Here is a 17,928-nt window from a genome sequence, read left to right as displayed (position 1 = left end):
TTATTTTAATGATTCTATCGTATTATTTAATGCAAAATCAAAATCGGTATGAGGAATAGGGCCAAAAGAGTTTTCAAATTTCTCCACCCGTCCGTCCATCAACATAATCTGACCACCTGCATAGGGAATTGCACCGAAATTAAATTGAATATCAGCATGCATTTTTTCTTTTATACATCTCAATATATATCGGTTGCTATGCACTTCTTGAGGTTGACTTAAATTGTATATTCCGGATTTTCCTCTCGCTCCAAGTACAAGACATAAAGCTTTGGCAAAATCGAATGCATAGAGATATGAATATTGTTGATCGCCTTTAGTAGTATCAAATACTCTATCTCCACTTTTACATTTATCAATGACCAATTTTATTAATCCTCCTGTTTGTTTCTCACCAAACACTGTGAAAATCCTAATCCATTGCCATTCAATACCCTTAGATTTACAATATTTCTTTAAATATTCACTACACAACTTCTTTGCATAAGCATATTCTATTGATGGGCGCAACACATGATTTTCATCCACTGGACCATGATAAAAACCATATTCCGCTTGGCTACCAATAGCAATAATCTGTTTATAAGGATAAAGTTCGAACATCTGCACAGACATGGCCAAGCTTTCATTCTGAATTTCTCTACTATTTCGTGCAGCCCCTCTTACTCCACCCCATGCAGCATGAAGTAAAACATCTGGTTGAAAAGAATCTACCATCTCTTTCAAATTTGAATCCTCAAGGTTTACCCATCTTATTTTTTCTTCTACAAGTGGTTCAAACAGAGATTTAGATATAGTTCTCCGCAAACAAAGGACTTCGTGTCCTTCATTGACTGCAACATTCACAAAATGAAAGCCTAAAAAGCCAGTTGCGCCGGTAACAAAGATTTTCATTGTTTCAAGTATCTTTCTAGATGTTCTACACAGAGCTGATATACGTTCTCTACTTTATATTTCTTGTACCAATCTACGGTCAATGCAATACATTGCAGAATATTCATCCTTGGTTCCCAACCCAATTGAAATTTTGCCTTACTGATATCCAGCATCAGCAACTTTGCCTCATGCAAAGCATCCGGAGCAGAAAGGTCTTTCAATTCACCGCTTCCGTAATTCTCTATCACCATAGAGGCTACATCCCACACATTGGTGATGCTTTCAGCCTTCGGACCGAAATTCCATCCTTCGCAATATTTCACAGGTTCATTCCACATCTTTTGCGCAAGAAGCATATAGCCGCTAAGCGGTTCAAGCACATGTTGCCAGGGGCGGATTGCTTTAGGACTACGGATTTCTATTGGTTTGCCTGCCTCCAACGCCTTGATGCAATCGGGAATGATTCTATCCAAAGCCCAGTCGCCACCGCCTATCACATTTCCGGCTCTTACACTGGCAATGCTCTTGCCGTGTTTTTCATACGCTCCGGGTTGAAAGAAGCTCCGACGCCAGGAGGCTATGGCTATTTCAGCCGCACCTTTACTACTGGAATAAGGATCGTATCCGCCCATCGGTTCGTTCTCCCGATATCCCCAGATCTGTTCCCTGTTCTCGTAGCATTTATCGGTGGTTATCATCACGCCCACTTTTACACTGTCTGTAAAACGGATAGCTTCAAGAATATGGATAGTCCCCATCACGTTGGTCTGATAGGTCTCTACAGGAATGTCATAACTCAGACGTACCAAAGGCTGGGCTGCCAGATGGAACACAATCTCGGGCTGATACTGCCGGAAGATTTCTTTGATACGTTCACCGTCACGGATGTCGGCACGGATATCTGCCTTTATTCTCTGCCCGATACCGGAAAGCACAAAGTTGTCACGCTCCGTAAAAGGGTCTTGAGCCACACCGATAACTTCGGCGCCCAGCTCGTGCAGCCAGATGGAAAGCCAGCTACCTTTGAAACCGGTATGACCGGTGACAAGCACACGCTTCCCGCGATAGAAATCATGGAAAATGTCTATCATGTTGATTTTTATAAATAGAAATAGTTAAATGATTATTCTAATTTAGAACGTAAATCTTGGAAATAATCATGGAAAGTTGTCTGTATCTGATAAAAATCAGTTGTTCGTCTGGAAAGAATCATAGAAGCGAAATAAGAATCATCCTCCACATCTATCACTTCCGAGACAAATACCAGATCATCCAAGGAAGCATACCGTTTAAACCAGATTTTAAACTTCCGGTCACGAGCCGCCTGATCCTTGTCACTGGTATCACAAATATAAACTAATATATTGGAAGGGTTACGAAAAAATGAATGAACGATGGATGAAACTGTCCGCCCGATCTTCACATCCGTACCGATATGTATTCCGTTTCTTTTTTTTATAATAAACAACTGATAGGCACGCTGAATTCCTATATTTGTTTCTTCAATGAAACCGACAAGATATTCACTGCCGTCATCTGTTATGAAATAGACGGTGTCTTCTTTGTATGCAAAAACTTCATAAGGAGATGTCTCATTGATATGGACTAAAGAATATAGCATCAGCCGGGCAGCAGTTAGCTGAGGACATCGGTCAACTTTGCTATTTTAATACCCCGGTCTTTCAAATCGGACAAAGGACGACCCGCACGGATACAATCAGCAACCGCCTGCTTGTCTTCAATCATTCTCCGAAAGAACTTTTTTATATCGTCCTTGGTCTTGATTTCTTCCGCTATGTTCTTTTCCTTGTCCATTCTGTATCTTTTGTTTCTGCAAATAACGCTATTTATTTTTGATTATACAAACAATCCACGACTTTGTCACCAAACTTTCCAAGGAGCAGTTCCTTTGTCCCACATCTCATTCAGTTCCGTATTGTCTCGCAGGGTATCCATCGGCTTCCAGAATCCTGTATGGCGGTAGGCGTGCATCTTACCGTCTTTTGCCAATTGTTCCAGAGGCTTGCGCTCAAATATCACCGTGTCATCATTTTCCGGTATATAGTCGAACACTTCCGGCTCGCACACGAAATAGCCGGCATTGATCCAGTTGCGGTCACCGTCCGGTTTCTCCTGAAAGGACAAGACCTTGTCACTTTCCAGATCGATCTGCAGGGCTCCGAACTTGCCACCCGGCTTGTAGGCTGTCAGTGAAACGGCACAACCGGAGGCTTCATGTGCTTTGATGCTTTCCGCTATATTGATATCGGAAACGCCGTCTCCGTAGGTCAGCAGAAAACGCTCGTTGCCGATATATTTCTGTATGCGTTTCAGGCGGCCTCCGGTCTGGGTATGTAGCCCGGTATCTACCATGGTGACTTTCCAGTTCTCCGAATGGTTGTCGTGTATATTCACCGTATTGTTGGATAAATCTACCGTCATATCGCAATTATGACGGAAATAGTTGGCAAAATATTCTTTGATGACATATTGTTTGTAGCCGCAGCAGATGACGAATTCATTGATACCGTAGTGGCTGTAAGTTTTCATGATATGCCACAGGATGGGCTTTCCTCCGATTTCAACCATCGGTTTGGGTATCAGATTGGTGGCTTCGCTCAGACGTGTACCGAAACCACCGGCAAATAGTACCGCTTTCATGTCTTGTTTATTTTGAATTTTACTTATGAGAAGCTACAAACTCCTTGATGGTGGAGATCATGTATTGCAGCATTTCTTCCGTCATGCCCGGATAGACACCGATCCAGAAGGTATTGGTCATCACAAAGTCTGTATTTTTCAATTCACCGACAATGCGGAAACCTTTGCCGGTAGAGCGCATCTCATCGAATGCAGGATGTTTCACCAGATTGCCGGCAAAGAGATTACGGGTCTGGATTTTCTTGCTTTCCAGATATTCACTAAGCTGGTTACGGGTAAAACCGGCATCGGATTTTACTGATATGAGGAAGCCAAACCAACTGGGATCGGAGTTTTTTATCGGTTCGGGAAGTATCAGGCCTTCGGTTCCCTCCAGTCCTTCACGCAGTATCTTGAAATTGCGACGACGGGCTTCTACGATATAATCCAGTTTCTCAAGCTGGGCGCAACCGATAGCCGCCTGCATATCCGTCACTTTCAGATTAAAGCCAAAATGGCTATATACATATTTGTGGTCGTAACCTGCAGGCAGTTCACCAAACTTGCCTGTGAAACGGCATTTGCATGTATTATCCACACCGCCTATGCACCAGCAGTCGCGCCCCCAGTCACGGAAAGAACGGACTATCTTGTCTAGTTCGGCGTCATCTGTATAGACTGCACCGCCCTCGCCCATGGTCATGTGGTGGGGAGGATAAAACGAACTGGTTCCGATATGTCCCCATGTACCTGTCTTTTTCGTCACTCCGTCAATGGTATATTCAGATCCTAAGGCGTCACAATTGTCTTCTACCAGCCATAGTCCGTGTTTGTCACAGAATGCTTTGACTGCTTCAAGATTGAAAGGATTTCCCAATGAATGGGCGATCATTACGGCCTTTGTCTTGTCTGAAAAGGCTTCTTCCAGCCGGGTGACGTCAATATCGTACTCTGGAATCGTGATATCCACAAAAACAGGAACCGCACCATATTGTATAATAGGAGTTACCGTGGTAGGAAAGCCGCAAGCGACTGTGATTACTTCATCACCTTTCTTTATTCTCTTGTCTCCTAATTTTGGGGAAGTCAGTGTATAGAATGCCAATAGGTTGGCACTGGAACCGGAGTTGGTAAGCGCACAATGTTTTACCCCCAGCCATTTTGCCAGACGGGTTTCGAACTTATGGGCCCAAGGACCGGCAGTGAGCCAGAAATCGAGTGACGAGTCAACGAGGTTTACCATTTCTTCATCATTGAAGTAACGGCCGCCATAATTAACAAAGCTTTTGCCCGGCTCAAACACTTTTGAAGTTTTATGAACTTCGTTATAATATTCACGTGTCAACTGAAGTATTTGTCGCTTCAGTTCTTCTTTCTTACTCATACTAATTGGTATATATTCTATTATTGAAATAAGAGATAGATTTATAAAAACTAGTCCACTTTCTCGAACGGAAAAGCATGAAGATAGCTGATAGCTACCGTCATATTTCCAAAAGCGAACACTAACCTTGTATTGCGATGCAGCCGCATAATGCACCCCTCCTTACCATGAAAAATACCACCGGTAATGCGAATACGTTGCTTCTTCTGAAGATAAGCCTCCAAAGGACGGTTCAACAGTTCAATGTTGTAGGGCATGGATTCATATAGATAGATGAATTCCTCCATCTGACACTGGGGAATGACCGCAGCACGATGGGTAACGTAGTCCGTTACCAGATATTGGCGGGGGAGCATGGCAGACAAGATGCGCTGAAGTTGCTCCAAAGGAGCGCACACAAATAACCAACCGCTACTTTGTACTTCCTTTTCATCTGTCAGGGCATTGAGTTGTGAGGCAGAACCGGTGGAAAAGGCTTCCTTCACGATTCTGGCGGATTCACGGCGAGCAGCATACTCTTGTTTAGTATAATCACACTGTTCGAAACGTTTCCGATGACCTGCCTCGGTATAAGAAAATACTTTGAAACAGAAGTAACATTCCTCGGTTATCCCTTCCGAAGTACGGAGCTTTACTGCTTTTCTGCCACTGAAGACTGCAATATAACGCTTCAGTTCCTTATAGGAAAGATACATATAGTACCACGAGAGTTCAGGGTGTTCTTTCCCTATTCCAGCCTGTGGCTTGGTTACTGCATTTGACCCCGGGTCTGAAGCAGAAGCGATTGAACTGCAGAGCAGTAACTTAGGCGCTTCGCTCGTTATGTCTTGATTATCATTCGTTGTTCCCATCAAAACATTACATTTTATCATACCTTTATTTGAAAAAGAGGAACAGATTTGCTATCAGATATCCTCTATATTTTGGGGTTCTCTTCGTAAGAGAACCCCAAAGTCAAGTTAGATCTCTGATAATTGAATATTTACTGGTTTTGTCGTATGCTGTTTTTATAAACGAGATGCGCCTGTTTGCAACTTTTTCTTATTTTTCTAGAACAAAAAATTGCGTTTAAAGCAAATATGGGCTATATTTGCACAAAAATGGGGTTCTCTTACGAAGAGATTCCCATTTTTTATTATACCTAAATATGCAAGAAACACCTTTCTGCAAGCCCATTATACAATAACTCATCACTGCAACAAACCTATTTTCCCTATTATGTTTCTTTTTACAAGAGAGAAGTTAAAAAGAAGTAAAAATGGCAGACATACACAATGCCTTAGAATAAAAAACGGACTGTACAGTCTTTCTTTTCTGTACAGTCCACTTAAATTATATACAATGTAAAGAGATGACGCTTATTCTTCGTCAGCAAACATCGGGTCCCATGCCGGAAGACGGATAGGTTTCTGTTTTAAAATATCCAGTACCTTGGCAGGAACATATTTCTTTTCTGCCACTACACGGAACATATATTCATCAAACCACTTATCTGTCATGATAAGGTGTCCTCTGTATCCGCTGGCACTGCCCCAACTGTTTTCCACCATCCATTTTTTCGATTTTCCCGCTTTATCCAAGTCCACCGCCATCAAGGTCATAGCATGGCTGCTGCCACTGGAGAAAGTTTGGATACGTTGTTTCTTGTCCATGCCGAAGGTGGTTCCCATCAATGATTCGTAATCATAATTATCAGGATCTAACAGGCCACGTTTGCTGTCGAGGAACTTGCCTACATCGCAAGAAAAGTACATCATGGTACTGTCCTTGATGGAAGCAATGGCTATTTCTTTGATATCTTCTATCGGCAGATTGACGTAGGTCCAGTTTTTGCCATCATAACGGTGACGGTCAAAGTCTATTTCATAGCATTTATAGAATTCGCGGCTGGGGTCATTCATCAGCATCACGTAGTTGTTGGTCAGATCATTTCCCAAGAACTCTCTATAGAAAGATATCGGAGTGTATTCTTTCGCTTCTCCACCCTTCAGACTCCATGTAAAGGTGGAAACAGGTTCGCCAAGGGTCAACACCAGCATACGATAAACCGTTCCCAGCATTTCTGTCTTTTTCTTTTCCAGTTCGACCGGCTTCACTCCGGCAGCGGCAGCTTCTCGTAGTTGTAAACCAAATTCCTTCAGTTTTAATCCTATCAGGTTACTCATCTTTCCGGTATTCTCACTGCTGAAAGTTTCCACCATTGCACTCTTGGGGACCAGTCCGTATTTCTCTATAATATCCGAAACTCCTGTGAATTGTCCTCCATCGCTTAAAGGATGCTTGAACAGCCATTCCACCATTTTGTCGTCCATGGGCTTTCCACTGGTATCAATGATTCCCTGTAAGAATAAGTTTGCTTTTTCTAATTGGTCGTAGAAAAAACAATAGTTCTGTGAGAACTCCATCTCATCCAGTCCGTATTTGGCAATCATCTGGCTGCGGAGCACGTTCAGTCCGGTAAAAAGCCAGCAACGACCGGAAGATTGTTGGTCGGTTATCCCCTTGGATAGCACCTTGTGTGAAAATTCCGTATCAAAATCGGCACGGTTCTCTTGGTTCAATGCCAACGTGTTGATACTTGTTCCGCCTAAGGCGTTACGGATGGCTTTGTCGGCAGGGGTTGCCTTATAACTTTGTTTGATTTGATTCAGCATTTCACCTGAAATGCCTCCCTGCTGTGCCTGGGCTGTCAATGCAGCCGCAAACAGAAGAGCGAATGTGATGTGTTTCTTCATATTATTGTAAAAATATAAAATGATTTATTAGGGTGGATAAATGTACAAGTTATTTTTGAACCCTGCTAATCTTTCACGTGAAAGATATATAATCATCAGATCCTATCATTATTATGACAGGCCCGGCTGTTCTGCTTTTTTCTTTATCTTATATCCCAGTATAGCAATTGTGATACTCATCAAGGGACTGATGATGTTAAAGAAGGCGTAAGGCAGATACACAATGGTGGGAACACTAAGGATAGTAGCCTGTGTCATACCGCATGTATTCCAGGGTATCAATGGCGAAGTGACTGTAACAGAATCTTCCGTCGTACGGCTCAGCAGTTTGCTTTCATAACCGTTTGCACTATAGATGTCTTTAAACATATTACCCGTCAGGATAATGGATATATATTGATCTGCTGTAGCAAGATTCAGGAACAAGCCCGATGCAACTGTGGATGACACCATTCCTACCCGCTTTTTCGTAAAACGTACAAAGACAGAAGTGATACTGCCGAGCATTCCTCCGGCTGTCATCGCCCCTCCGAAACACATGGCGCAGATAATCAACCAGATGGTATTCATCATACCTGCCATTCCGCGAGTGGATATCAGTTCGTTTATTTCCGCATTACCGGTTTCCAATTGGGTTCCACCATAAAGCATTCCCATTCCTCCTTTGAACAAGGCGGCAATCCCTTCGGCTCCTTGTCCGGCGATTTCGCATAATAGTCCGGGCTGGAAAATCAAGGCAAAGACGGTAGCCAGAGCCGTAGAAACAAATAGAGTGATGATGGAAGGCACTTTACGTGCAATCAGTATCGCTGTGACAACGGGGACAATCATCAACCACCATGAAATATGGAACTTATCACTCAATATACGGGTGTATTCGGCGATATGACCGGTATCAGTAGCTTCATGTGACAATCCGGCTATGGTAAAGATTATCAAAGTGATGACAAGTGATGGAACGGTGGTAATCATCAAGTAACGGATGTGAGTGAACAGCGGTGTATCCGTTACGGAAGATGCCAGAATGGTGGTATCCGAAAGCGGAGAAACTTTATCACCAAAATAGGCTCCGGAGATAATCGCACCTGCAATCCAACCTTCACTGAAACCTTGCGCCTTCCCTATTCCCATCAGTGCGATGCCGATAGTGGCGATGGTAGTCCATGAACTGCCTGTCATGACAGATACTACCGCACAAATAATGCAAGTGGATACCAGGAAAAAATGAGGATGAATAACCTGTATGCCGTAATATATTAATGTAGGGACTACACCGCTGACCATCCATGCTCCGGACAAAGCTCCGATGATCAGCAAGATAATAAGTGCGGTACTTACCCCGGCTATATTATTGGTGATAGCCAGTTCGAAGTCCTTCCATGGACGATGGAATCCCGCCATACCTGTCAGCACACAAACTGCTGTAGCCACTAACAGACAGACTTGGCTGCCACCGGACAAGGCATCGCTTCCAAATGTACAGATAGTGACAAACAATAATAAAATAAGTACGAATACGGGTAAAAGGGATACTAACGGTGAAGGGATTTTGTTATCTTTCATTCTTTTTTTATTCATTTTTTTATTCAAAATGTAAATAGAACTATCAATTTAGTTTTCAGCGTGCAAAGTTCGGAATATTTTTTGAGTTCTAAAAGTCAATCGGCGGTATTTAAAGACTTTTTTTGTATTTGTAGGTAAACCTTTTTGCAAAGGGGACGTTATTAGTTCAAATTATAACCTAAAACTTAACAAATATGAATGAATTAGTTGGTGGCTTAGGCTACGCTGTAAAAAATTGGTGGATGTCCCTGTTGCTGGGCTTGCTCTACATTGCGGTAGCACTATGTTTATTGTTCGCTCCTGTGAGCAGTTATGTGGCACTGAGTGTCATCTTCAGTATCTCGATTCTGGTCAGTGGCATTCTGGAAATCTTTTTTGCTGCCGGAAACAAAAAAACAATCAGCAGTTGGGGATGGTATCTTGCCGGAGGTATTATTGATTTACTGATAGGTATTTATCTGGTATTCTATCCGTTGGTCAGCATGGAGCTGATTCCGTTTATTGTCGCTTTTTGGTTGATGTTCAGAGGGTTTACATTGTGTGGCTATTCCACAGATTTGAAACGCTATGGCACGAAGGACTGGGGATGGTATCTGGTGTTTGGCATTCTGGCCATTCTTTGCTCTATGGCTATCATCTGGCAACCCGGACTTGGCGCTGTCACCGTGCTCTACATGCTGTCCATCACTTTCCTTATTATCGGATGTTTCCGTGTCATTTTCTCCTTCGAGTTGAAAAGATTGCATAAAAACAAGTAAAAAAAATCGTTTATTTTGGGCTACGTCGTACGTTATTCGTATTTTTGTTAGCCCAAAATAAACAATGATTTCTAGTAAGAGTCTTAAGTACACTGTGCGTATTCTGCTAGGTACACTGATTGGTGTCTACCTGGGAATAATTGTGCTGCTGAACATACCGTATGTTCAGGGCAAATTATCTGTTTTTGTAACTAAGGAATTAAAAAACATACTGAATACGGAGGTTTCTATAGGACGGATTGATATGGGTTTGCTGAACCGCATCATTGTGGAAGATGTCCTTTTGCATGACCGGAAGAATCAGGAGATGCTGAAAGTAGCCCGCTTGTCGGCAAAATTCGATCTTCTTCCTTTACTGAACGGTAAAGTCACCATCAGCAGTGTCCAGCTTTTTGGATTTACGGTCAATTTGAACCGGGAAACTCCAGAATCTGCCCCTAATTTCCAGTTTGTGTTAGACGCTTTCGCATCCAAAGATACGGTTAAAACAAAATCTAATTTGGATTTACGAATTAATTCCGTGTTGATAAGGCGTGGCAGAGTGACATACGATATATTATCGGAACCGGAAACTCCCGGAAAGTTCAATGCCCATCATCTATCGGTAAAAAATCTCGCTGCGACGCTTTCACTGAAAGCATTGCGCAGCGACTCGTTGAATGCTGCCATCCGGCGAGTCAGCTTTGACGAACAATGTGGTTTTTCATTGCAGAAATTTGCCATGAAAGTTACAGCCAACAATAAACGTTTGGATATTAAGGATTTTGGTGTGGAACTTTCAAATACCGCTTTAAAGATAGATAGTCTGACCTTGAAGTATGACAGCCTGCTCGAATTGCCCCAAATGACAGAAAATGTAAGATACGATGGCTCTTTGAAGGCTTCAGTTATACTGAAAGATTTGGCTCCTTTTGTGCCTGCCTTGTCACGTTTTGAAGAACCGTTGGATCTAAATCTTGTTTTCTCCGGTCACGGCAAGCATTTGGACTGCCCCACCCTGCAGCTGGCTAACCACCACGGATTGATGATTGCAGGGGAAGCGGCCCTGAGTAACTGGGATGCAGGCATGGATATGTACATTTACGGCAAACTGGGTAACCTGATCATGACGAAAGAGGGCATAAACGTTCTGATGACGAACCTGACGGGAAAGGTTCCTCCCATTTTGCAACGTTTGGACTATATTCGTTTTAACGGGGAAGCGGCGGGCTATCTGCATGATCTCACACTGACAGGCTTGTTCTATACAGGGGCAGGCATGGTGAAAACGGACGTGATGATGAGCATTGATGAACAAAGCATGAGCAGAACCTATTCGGGTAGTGTGGCAAGTGCTGACCTGGATTTGGGAAAATTACTTAATCAGGAAAAGAAATTCGGCAAGGTGGATTTCAATGTGGAACTGAAAGGTTTCAACTATAAGAACCGGTATCCGGAGTCATACATCAAAGGAATCATATCTTCTTTTGAATATAGTCAATATCAATATGAAAATATCATGTTGGATGGCGTATATAAGGATGGAGGCTTTAACGGGCGCTTGTCCATGGACGACGCAAACGGTTCTGTCCAGATAGACGGTAATTTCAATGTTGCCAAAACAATCCCTGACTTTAATCTGAAGGCATCCGTAAAGAACCTGCGCCCCCACGACCTCCATTTGTCGGACAAATATGAGAATGCCAGTATATCGCTGGGACTCACGGCCGATTTCACCGGCAAATCCATTGACGACATGAACGGGCGTATTTCATTGGACAGCCTGCAATTAAACGCTCCCGATGAAAGAGGGTGTTTTCTTGACAATCTGACTATTACAGCCGGACAGGTAAGCGGTGAAAAAGAGTTGCGCATAAATTCATCCTTCATGACAGCAGTGATACGCGGTGACTATTCCTACCACACCATTCCGGCCAGCGTGGTAAAGACGGTACAACGCTATATTCCGTCCTTACTGACAATAAAGGATAATATGCCCGAGCCTCATAATAACTTCCAGTTTGATATCTGCTTGGAGAATACCGAAGTGCTATCCAAATTATTTCAGATTCCATTGGAATTATATTTGCCGGCATCTTTAAAAGGATATTTTAACGATGGCGAGGAGAAGTTGCACGTAGAAGGACATTTTCCGGAATTCAGATACAATGGAACACGTTATGATTCAGGCGTTTTATTTTGTGAGAATCCTTCCGACCGGTTCAAATGCTCACTGCGAGGCGGTATGTTAATGAAAAGTGGTGCAATGCTTAACTTCTCAGTGGAAGCCAATGCTAAAAACGATTATTTGGAAACAACAATTAACTGGGGAAACAATACTGATGTGACTTACGGTGGTAAATTTGCCGCCGATACCCGTTTCTTCAAAACGGAAGGCCCCCATCCTATTCTTCAGGCAGATATAAACATACAGCCCACAAAAGTAGTGCTAAATGATACGGTATGGAACATTCATCCTTCGCATATCGCCATAGATTCGGGACGCGTATTCATTAATAATTTCCTGTTTGAACATGAAGACCAATATTTAAGGATAGATGGTAAACTGACCAAGAAAGAAAGTGATTCCTGCCGGGTGGATTTGAGAAATATCAAGCTGGACTATGTACTGGATATCGTGCAGTTTGACGATGTAGAGTTTGGCGGACTTGTAACTGGAAAGGTTCATTTGAAAAGTGTTATGAAGAACCCCGTGATGCGAACCCGTCTAAATGTGCACAATTTCTGTCTGAACCGTTCTTTATTAGGAGAAGCCGATATTACAGGTGTATGGGATAAGGAATTGGGCGGAGTACGACTGGATGCCCAAATAGCGGAAAAAGGAATTTCCTCCACTCATGTGACAGGGTATGTCTCTCCCAAGTTAAAAGGTCTTGACCTGTTGATTCGGGCAGATAGTACGAATCTGGGATTCTTACAACCTTTTATAGAAGGAATTTTCAGTGAAATAAATGGTCGTGTCAACGGGAATGTCCGTTTATATGGTGATTTCAAGCATTTGGATCTGGAAGGTGAAGTGCGGGCCAAAATGGATGCTAAAATTGATGTGTTGAACACCTATTTCCAAATCCGGGATGACTCCATACATATATCTTCGGGCAGTCTGGATTTCAGGAATGTAAAAGTCTATGACCGTGAGGGACATGACGGACTGGTAAATGGTTATCTGCATCACACAAAGCTGAAAAATCTAATGTACCATTTCAATATACGAGGAAACAACCTGTTGATGTACAATACCTACGAAGCCGGGAATATGCCTTTTTACGGAAAAGTATATGGTACAGGAAATGTGGTGCTGGATGGTGGAAATAATGCGATGACAGTGGACGCTTCACTGACTACAGGCAGCAATACCAGCTTCACTTATATAACCGGAGTGACCACGGAAGCAGCGAGCAACCAGTTTATTACTTTTGTAGACAAAACTCCCAAGCGCATTCACGATGATGTGGAAACCGATCTTTACCACCACTCTAATGTGCGTAAGACTAAAGAGGAAGACGGACCTCCTATGGATCTCCGCATCAATATGTTGATAGAAGCAACTCCCAACGCTACCATGAAAATTATCATGGATCCTGTAGCGGGAGATAATATTACAGCAACCGGAAATGGAAATCTGCAAGTGAATTTTTTCAATAAAGGTGACTTTCGTATGTTTGGTAGTTATGTTATAGATCAAGGTATGTATAAACTAAGCATGCAGGAAGTAATACGCAAGGACTTTATCTTGAAATCGGGTGGTACGGTGACTTTCTCAGGTGATCCTTATCAAGCAAATCTTGATTTACAGGCGGTGTACACGGTTAATTCAGCTTCTTTAAGTGATTTGGTAGTAGATCCCTCGCGTAACCAAGGTACGGTGAAGGTAAACTGTCTGATGAATCTGACAGGAAATTTATCCAATCCGGATATTAAATTCGATTTGGAACTGCCCACTGTAAGCGAGGAAGACCGGGAATTGGTACGTAGTGCTACCAGTACGGAAGAACAAATGAATACACAGATTATTTATTTGCTGGGAATTGGTAAGTTCTACACCTATGATTATGCCAATAATGACCAATCCTCTAATGCGACCAGTTCTTTAGCCTTCAGTACACTTTCCGGTCAGCTGAATAATATGTTGTCCCAATGGATGGGCAATAAAAACTGGAACATAGGTGCCAACTTAAGCACCGGTGAAAAAGGTTGGACAGATGTGGAAGCAGAAGCTATGTTGTCCGGCAGGTTATTGAATAACAGGCTAATGATAAATGGAAACTTCGGCTATAAGGAGAATGTGATGGCAAATAGCAATTTCGTAGGAGACTTTGAAGCGATATGGTTATTGACAAAAAACGGAGATTTCCGTTTGAGAGGATATAATCAGACTAATGACCGCTATTTTACTAAATCTACCCTGACCACTCAAGGAGTAGGTCTCATGTATAAAAAAGATTTCAATACTTGGGACGAACTGTTCCGCTGGTTCTTATGGAAAAGAAGGAAAGGTTCGTTACAAAAACGAAGCGATGACTAATCAACCTATAAAGTTTATTTCATATCTTTGCGAAGTAAATTTAAAAATATGAATATGTCCTATTTACCTGCCGAATGGCATAAACAAAGTTTGATTCAACTAACGTGGCCCCATAAAGACACAGACTGGGCATGCATGTTGGAAGAAGTGAATACCTGTTTTCTTAAGATAGCTTATGAGGTTTTGAAACGTCAGAATTTGTTGATTGTGGCTCCAGACCCCGATTCCATAAGAAATAGTATAGATAATTATGGAGCTGATATCCAAAAACTCATCACATCAAAAATCAACACAAACGATACTTGGGCACGCGATCATGCTTTTATCACCTTGTTGAAAGAAGACGCTACTCCCCTACTACTGGATTTCTGTTTTAATGGTTGGGGAATGAAGTTTGCCGCAAATTATGATAACCAGATTAATAACGAACTATATTTTCACCATCCTGTTCTGAAAGGTGAATATGTTTTCTGCCGGAATTTTATTTTAGAAGGAGGTTCCATAGAAAGTGATGGGAAAGGAAGCCTGCTGACTACAGAGCAATGCTTGCTGGCTAAAAACAGAAATGAAATGAACCGACAGGAAGTGGAGGATTTTCTAAAAGAAACATTCAACTTAAAACAGGTCCTATGGTTGAAACATGGTTATCTGGCAGGTGATGATACAGACAGCCATGTGGACACATTGGCACGTTTCTGTCCGGATGATACCATTGTGTATGTAAAGTGCACCAATGAAAAAGATGAACACTATAAGGAACTGGCAATGATGGAAGAAGAACTAAAAGCGTTCCGTACTTTGAACGGCAGGCCATACCGCCTGCTTCCGCTGCCTATGGCGAGTGCTGTTTATGATGAGGAACATCATCGCTTGCCGGCAACTTATGCCAATTTCCTGATAATGAATGAAGCTGTACTCTATCCTACTTATGCTGATTTTGTAAATGATATGCGCGCTAAAGAAGTATTGGCGGAAGCATTTCCCGGAAGAGAAATAGTAGGTATTGACTGCACTGCTTTGATAAAGCAACATGGCTCGTTGCATTGCGTCACCATGCAATATCCCGAAGGTGTATATTAATAAATATATGTATGAAAAGAACGATTAAAATAGGAATTATCCAACAGACATGCACAAATGATATCCGTCATAATTTGAGCAAACTGCATCGCAATATAGAACAGGTGGCGGCGGCAGGTGCACAGCTGGTTGTATTGCAAGAGTTGCACAACACCTCTTACTTCTGTCAGACAGAAGATACGGATATGTTTGATTTGGCAGAACCGGTTCCCGGTCCTTCTACCGGTTTCTACAGTGAGTTGGCTGCCGGATACGGCATTGTACTGGTTACTTCGTTATTCGAGAAGCGTGCTCCGGGACTGTATCACAATACAGCCGTCGTTTTTGACAAAGATGGCAGTATAGCAGGAAAATACCGCAAAATGCATATTCCCGATGATCCCGCTTATTATGAGAAATTTTATTTTACTCCCGGTGACCTAGGATTTGAACCCATTCAGACGTCACTGGGAAAACTAGGTGTACAAGTCTGCTGGGACCAATGGTATCCCGAAGGTGCACGGCTGATGGCACTGAAAGGTGCTGAAATTCTTATATATCCTACAGCTATAGGTTGGGAAAGCACAGACACTCAAGAAGAGAAAATCCGGCAACTAGATGCATGGGTAACTGTGCAGCGTGGCCATGCCGTGGCAAACGGTCTGCCGGTTATCGCCGTGAACCGCGTAGGACATGAGCCCGATCCTTCCGGTCAGACAAATGGTATCCAATTTTGGGGTAATAGCTTCGTGGCAGGTCCTCAAGGAGAAATACTGGTACAAGCCAGCAATATGGATGAAGAAAATATGGTAGTGGAACTGGATATGACCCGTAGCGAGAATGTTCGTCGCTGGTGGCCTTTTCTCCGTGACCGGCGTATTGATAAGTTTGAAAATCTAACCCGACGCTTTATAGATTAAATACAAACGTTATCGTTATATAAATTCACATATTCGTTAAACAATTCATGGTTAAAGCTGTTTTAGTTATCAGAATATTCAAAAGATATTATTGATTTACTAAACAGCTTAATTATGAAAAAAGTATTATTTTTAGCCGCATTGTTACTCGTTTGCTTCAGCGGAGTAACAAATGCACAAACCAGAAAACAAAGAGAAGACGCTAAACGTGAAGCATGGAAGAAAGAACGTCAGGAAAAGAAAGCCTTGGAAGCTCAGCAGGACTCTGTATCCTACGTCCAAGCAATTAATGCTTTAAAAAACGGTTCTTTTGTATTAGAAGCTGATAACGTTGTATTCCGTAATGGAATAATGCGTTTTGTTTCCTCTAACACGAATTATGTGGAAGTAAACGATGGGCAAGGTATTATTCAGACCGCCTTTACTAATTTTGTGTATAACTGGAGCCCGAACGGCTTGGGAGGTGTCACGGTTCAGGGAAATGTGAACGGAATAAGTATGCGCCAGGATAAAGACGGTAATGTGTACTATAATTATGGAATTAATGGTATTGCCGTTTCGGCCACCGTTTCCATTGTACTGACTGGCGGAACCAATCAGGCTAGTGTTACTATAAATCCAAATTTCTCGGGCAACACGCTGACAATGAACGGGTATCTGGTTCCTTATAACGAAAGTAGTGTATTCCAAGGAACAACATGGTAATTCATTAAGAAGATATGATAAAAAGGAATGGGCATTTTCATCACCCATTCCTTTTTATTTATTATTACAGCATTGGAAATGTTTCTTGTCTGTTCATAACATTAACCGAGGTTGTGATTCCAATTCCAATAAAAACTTTTTAGCGGACAGTCCGCCTCCATATCCCGTCAGCGAGTGGTCACTACCGATCACACGATGGCAAGGTGCAAAGATTGATATGGAATTTGCACCATTAGCATTGGCTACCGCACGAACTGCTTGGGGCCTCCCGATATGCTTGGCCATTTCACCGTAAGAAATTGTTTTGCCGAACGGTATCTTTAGCAGTTCATTCCATACTGTTTTCTGAAAATCCGTGCCCACAAAAAGAAGCGGCACATTAAATTCTTTGCGTTGTCCTGCAAAATACTCGTTGAGTTGCTCTATTGCTTCTTCGATTATTTCTGACGTACTTATTTCAAATTCGGCACACAATATCCGCTTCAACCGTTGGTTCACACGATCGCAGTGTTTTTCCACCTGCCAGTCACACAGGCAGAGTTTTTCGCCAAACGAACCGAGCAGCAACACTCCGCAGGGTGATTTATAACGCTTTATCTTGATCGTATTTTTCTCTTTCATACGCTTGATTTTTATATGCTTCCTTCATTTGTTTGTAATCTGTTTCAGCTTATCGGACTACTTTAAATCAAAAAGATAAAGCGTAACGAATTAGCTGAAACAGTATTCGCTACGCTATGTTCGGATCCCCCGTTATCGGTCT

General features: G+C 42.4%; 15 protein-coding genes. 5 read left to right on the top strand and 10 right to left on the bottom strand.

From position 1 onward, the window contains the following. From GKD17_RS11150 to GKD17_RS11110, 9 genes are all read right to left on the bottom strand, one after another. Positions 1–894: an NAD-dependent epimerase/dehydratase family protein gene (locus tag GKD17_RS11150; protein WP_007835530.1), complete on the bottom strand. Its 894-nt coding sequence runs from the start codon at positions 892–894 to the stop codon at positions 1–3. Next, positions 891–1,967: a CDP-glucose 4,6-dehydratase gene (gene rfbG, locus GKD17_RS11145; protein WP_007835535.1), complete on the bottom strand. Its 1,077-nt coding sequence runs from the start codon at positions 1,965–1,967 to the stop codon at positions 891–893. Before rfbG ends, GKD17_RS11150 begins: the two co-directional genes overlap by 4 nt. Positions 1,968–1,999: 32 nt before the next feature. Beyond that, positions 2,000–2,497: a DUF6169 family protein gene (locus tag GKD17_RS11140; RefSeq protein WP_007835537.1), complete on the bottom strand. Its 498-nt coding sequence runs from the start codon at positions 2,495–2,497 to the stop codon at positions 2,000–2,002. A 14-nt stretch (positions 2,498–2,511) separates the two neighbouring features. After that, positions 2,512–2,691, bottom strand: a complete 180-nt coding sequence (locus GKD17_RS11135; RefSeq protein WP_007835539.1) for a hypothetical protein — start codon at positions 2,689–2,691, stop codon at positions 2,512–2,514. 66 nt (positions 2,692–2,757) lie between these two features. Further along, complete coding sequence (gene rfbF / locus GKD17_RS11130) at positions 2,758–3,537, bottom strand: glucose-1-phosphate cytidylyltransferase (protein ID WP_007835541.1); 780 nt, start codon at positions 3,535–3,537, stop codon at positions 2,758–2,760. 19 nt (positions 3,538–3,556) lie between these two features. Further along, positions 3,557–4,900: a lipopolysaccharide biosynthesis protein RfbH gene (rfbH, locus tag GKD17_RS11125; RefSeq protein WP_007835542.1), complete on the bottom strand. Its 1,344-nt coding sequence runs from the start codon at positions 4,898–4,900 to the stop codon at positions 3,557–3,559. Between the two features lie 50 nt (positions 4,901–4,950). Beyond that, positions 4,951–5,772, bottom strand: a complete 822-nt coding sequence (locus tag GKD17_RS11120) for a hypothetical protein (protein ID WP_007835543.1) — start codon at positions 5,770–5,772, stop codon at positions 4,951–4,953. A gap of 486 nt (positions 5,773–6,258) precedes the next feature. After that, entirely contained in the window at positions 6,259–7,635 is a 1,377-nt protein-coding gene (locus tag GKD17_RS11115) for a C1 family peptidase (protein WP_007835544.1), read from the bottom strand. A 111-nt stretch (positions 7,636–7,746) separates the two neighbouring features. Next, positions 7,747–9,198, bottom strand: a complete 1,452-nt coding sequence (locus tag GKD17_RS11110) for a Na+/H+ antiporter NhaC family protein (protein WP_032936336.1) — start codon at positions 9,196–9,198, stop codon at positions 7,747–7,749. Between the two features lie 194 nt (positions 9,199–9,392). Here GKD17_RS11110 and GKD17_RS11105 point away from each other — a divergent pair, with 194 nt between their 5' ends. The 5 genes from GKD17_RS11105 (at position 9,393) to GKD17_RS11085 (ending at position 17,165) form a co-directional block, all read left to right on the top strand. After that, on the top strand, positions 9,393–9,956 hold the full coding sequence (locus GKD17_RS11105) for an HdeD family acid-resistance protein (protein WP_007835551.1): 564 nt from the start codon (positions 9,393–9,395) through the stop codon (positions 9,954–9,956). 64 nt (positions 9,957–10,020) lie between these two features. After that, entirely contained in the window at positions 10,021–14,481 is a 4,461-nt protein-coding gene (locus GKD17_RS11100) for a translocation/assembly module TamB domain-containing protein (protein WP_007835553.1), read from the top strand. 54 nt (positions 14,482–14,535) lie between these two features. Next, a complete protein-coding gene (locus GKD17_RS11095) occupies positions 14,536–15,561 on the top strand; it encodes an agmatine deiminase family protein (RefSeq protein WP_007851722.1) in 1,026 nt (341 codons plus the stop codon). A gap of 11 nt (positions 15,562–15,572) precedes the next feature. Further along, on the top strand, positions 15,573–16,460 hold the full coding sequence (locus tag GKD17_RS11090) for a carbon-nitrogen hydrolase (protein WP_007835572.1): 888 nt from the start codon (positions 15,573–15,575) through the stop codon (positions 16,458–16,460). A gap of 114 nt (positions 16,461–16,574) precedes the next feature. Then, on the top strand, positions 16,575–17,165 hold the full coding sequence (locus tag GKD17_RS11085; protein WP_005843495.1) for a DUF4251 domain-containing protein: 591 nt from the start codon (positions 16,575–16,577) through the stop codon (positions 17,163–17,165). Positions 17,166–17,258: 93 nt separating this feature from the next. Here GKD17_RS11085 and GKD17_RS11080 read toward each other — a convergent pair whose 3' ends face one another. Beyond that, positions 17,259–17,786 carry a methylated-DNA--[protein]-cysteine S-methyltransferase gene (locus GKD17_RS11080; RefSeq protein WP_007835574.1) on the bottom strand — a complete coding sequence of 176 codons (528 nt, stop codon included), beginning with the start codon at positions 17,784–17,786 and terminating at the stop codon, positions 17,259–17,261. Between the last annotated feature and the right edge of the window lie 142 nt (positions 17,787–17,928).

This window comes from Phocaeicola dorei (genome assembly GCF_013009555.1).
Lineage (GTDB): Bacteria > Bacteroidota > Bacteroidia > Bacteroidales > Bacteroidaceae > Phocaeicola > Phocaeicola dorei.
Note: the sequence above shows the minus strand (reverse complement) of the source record. Positions and strands in the feature narration are given on the sequence as shown.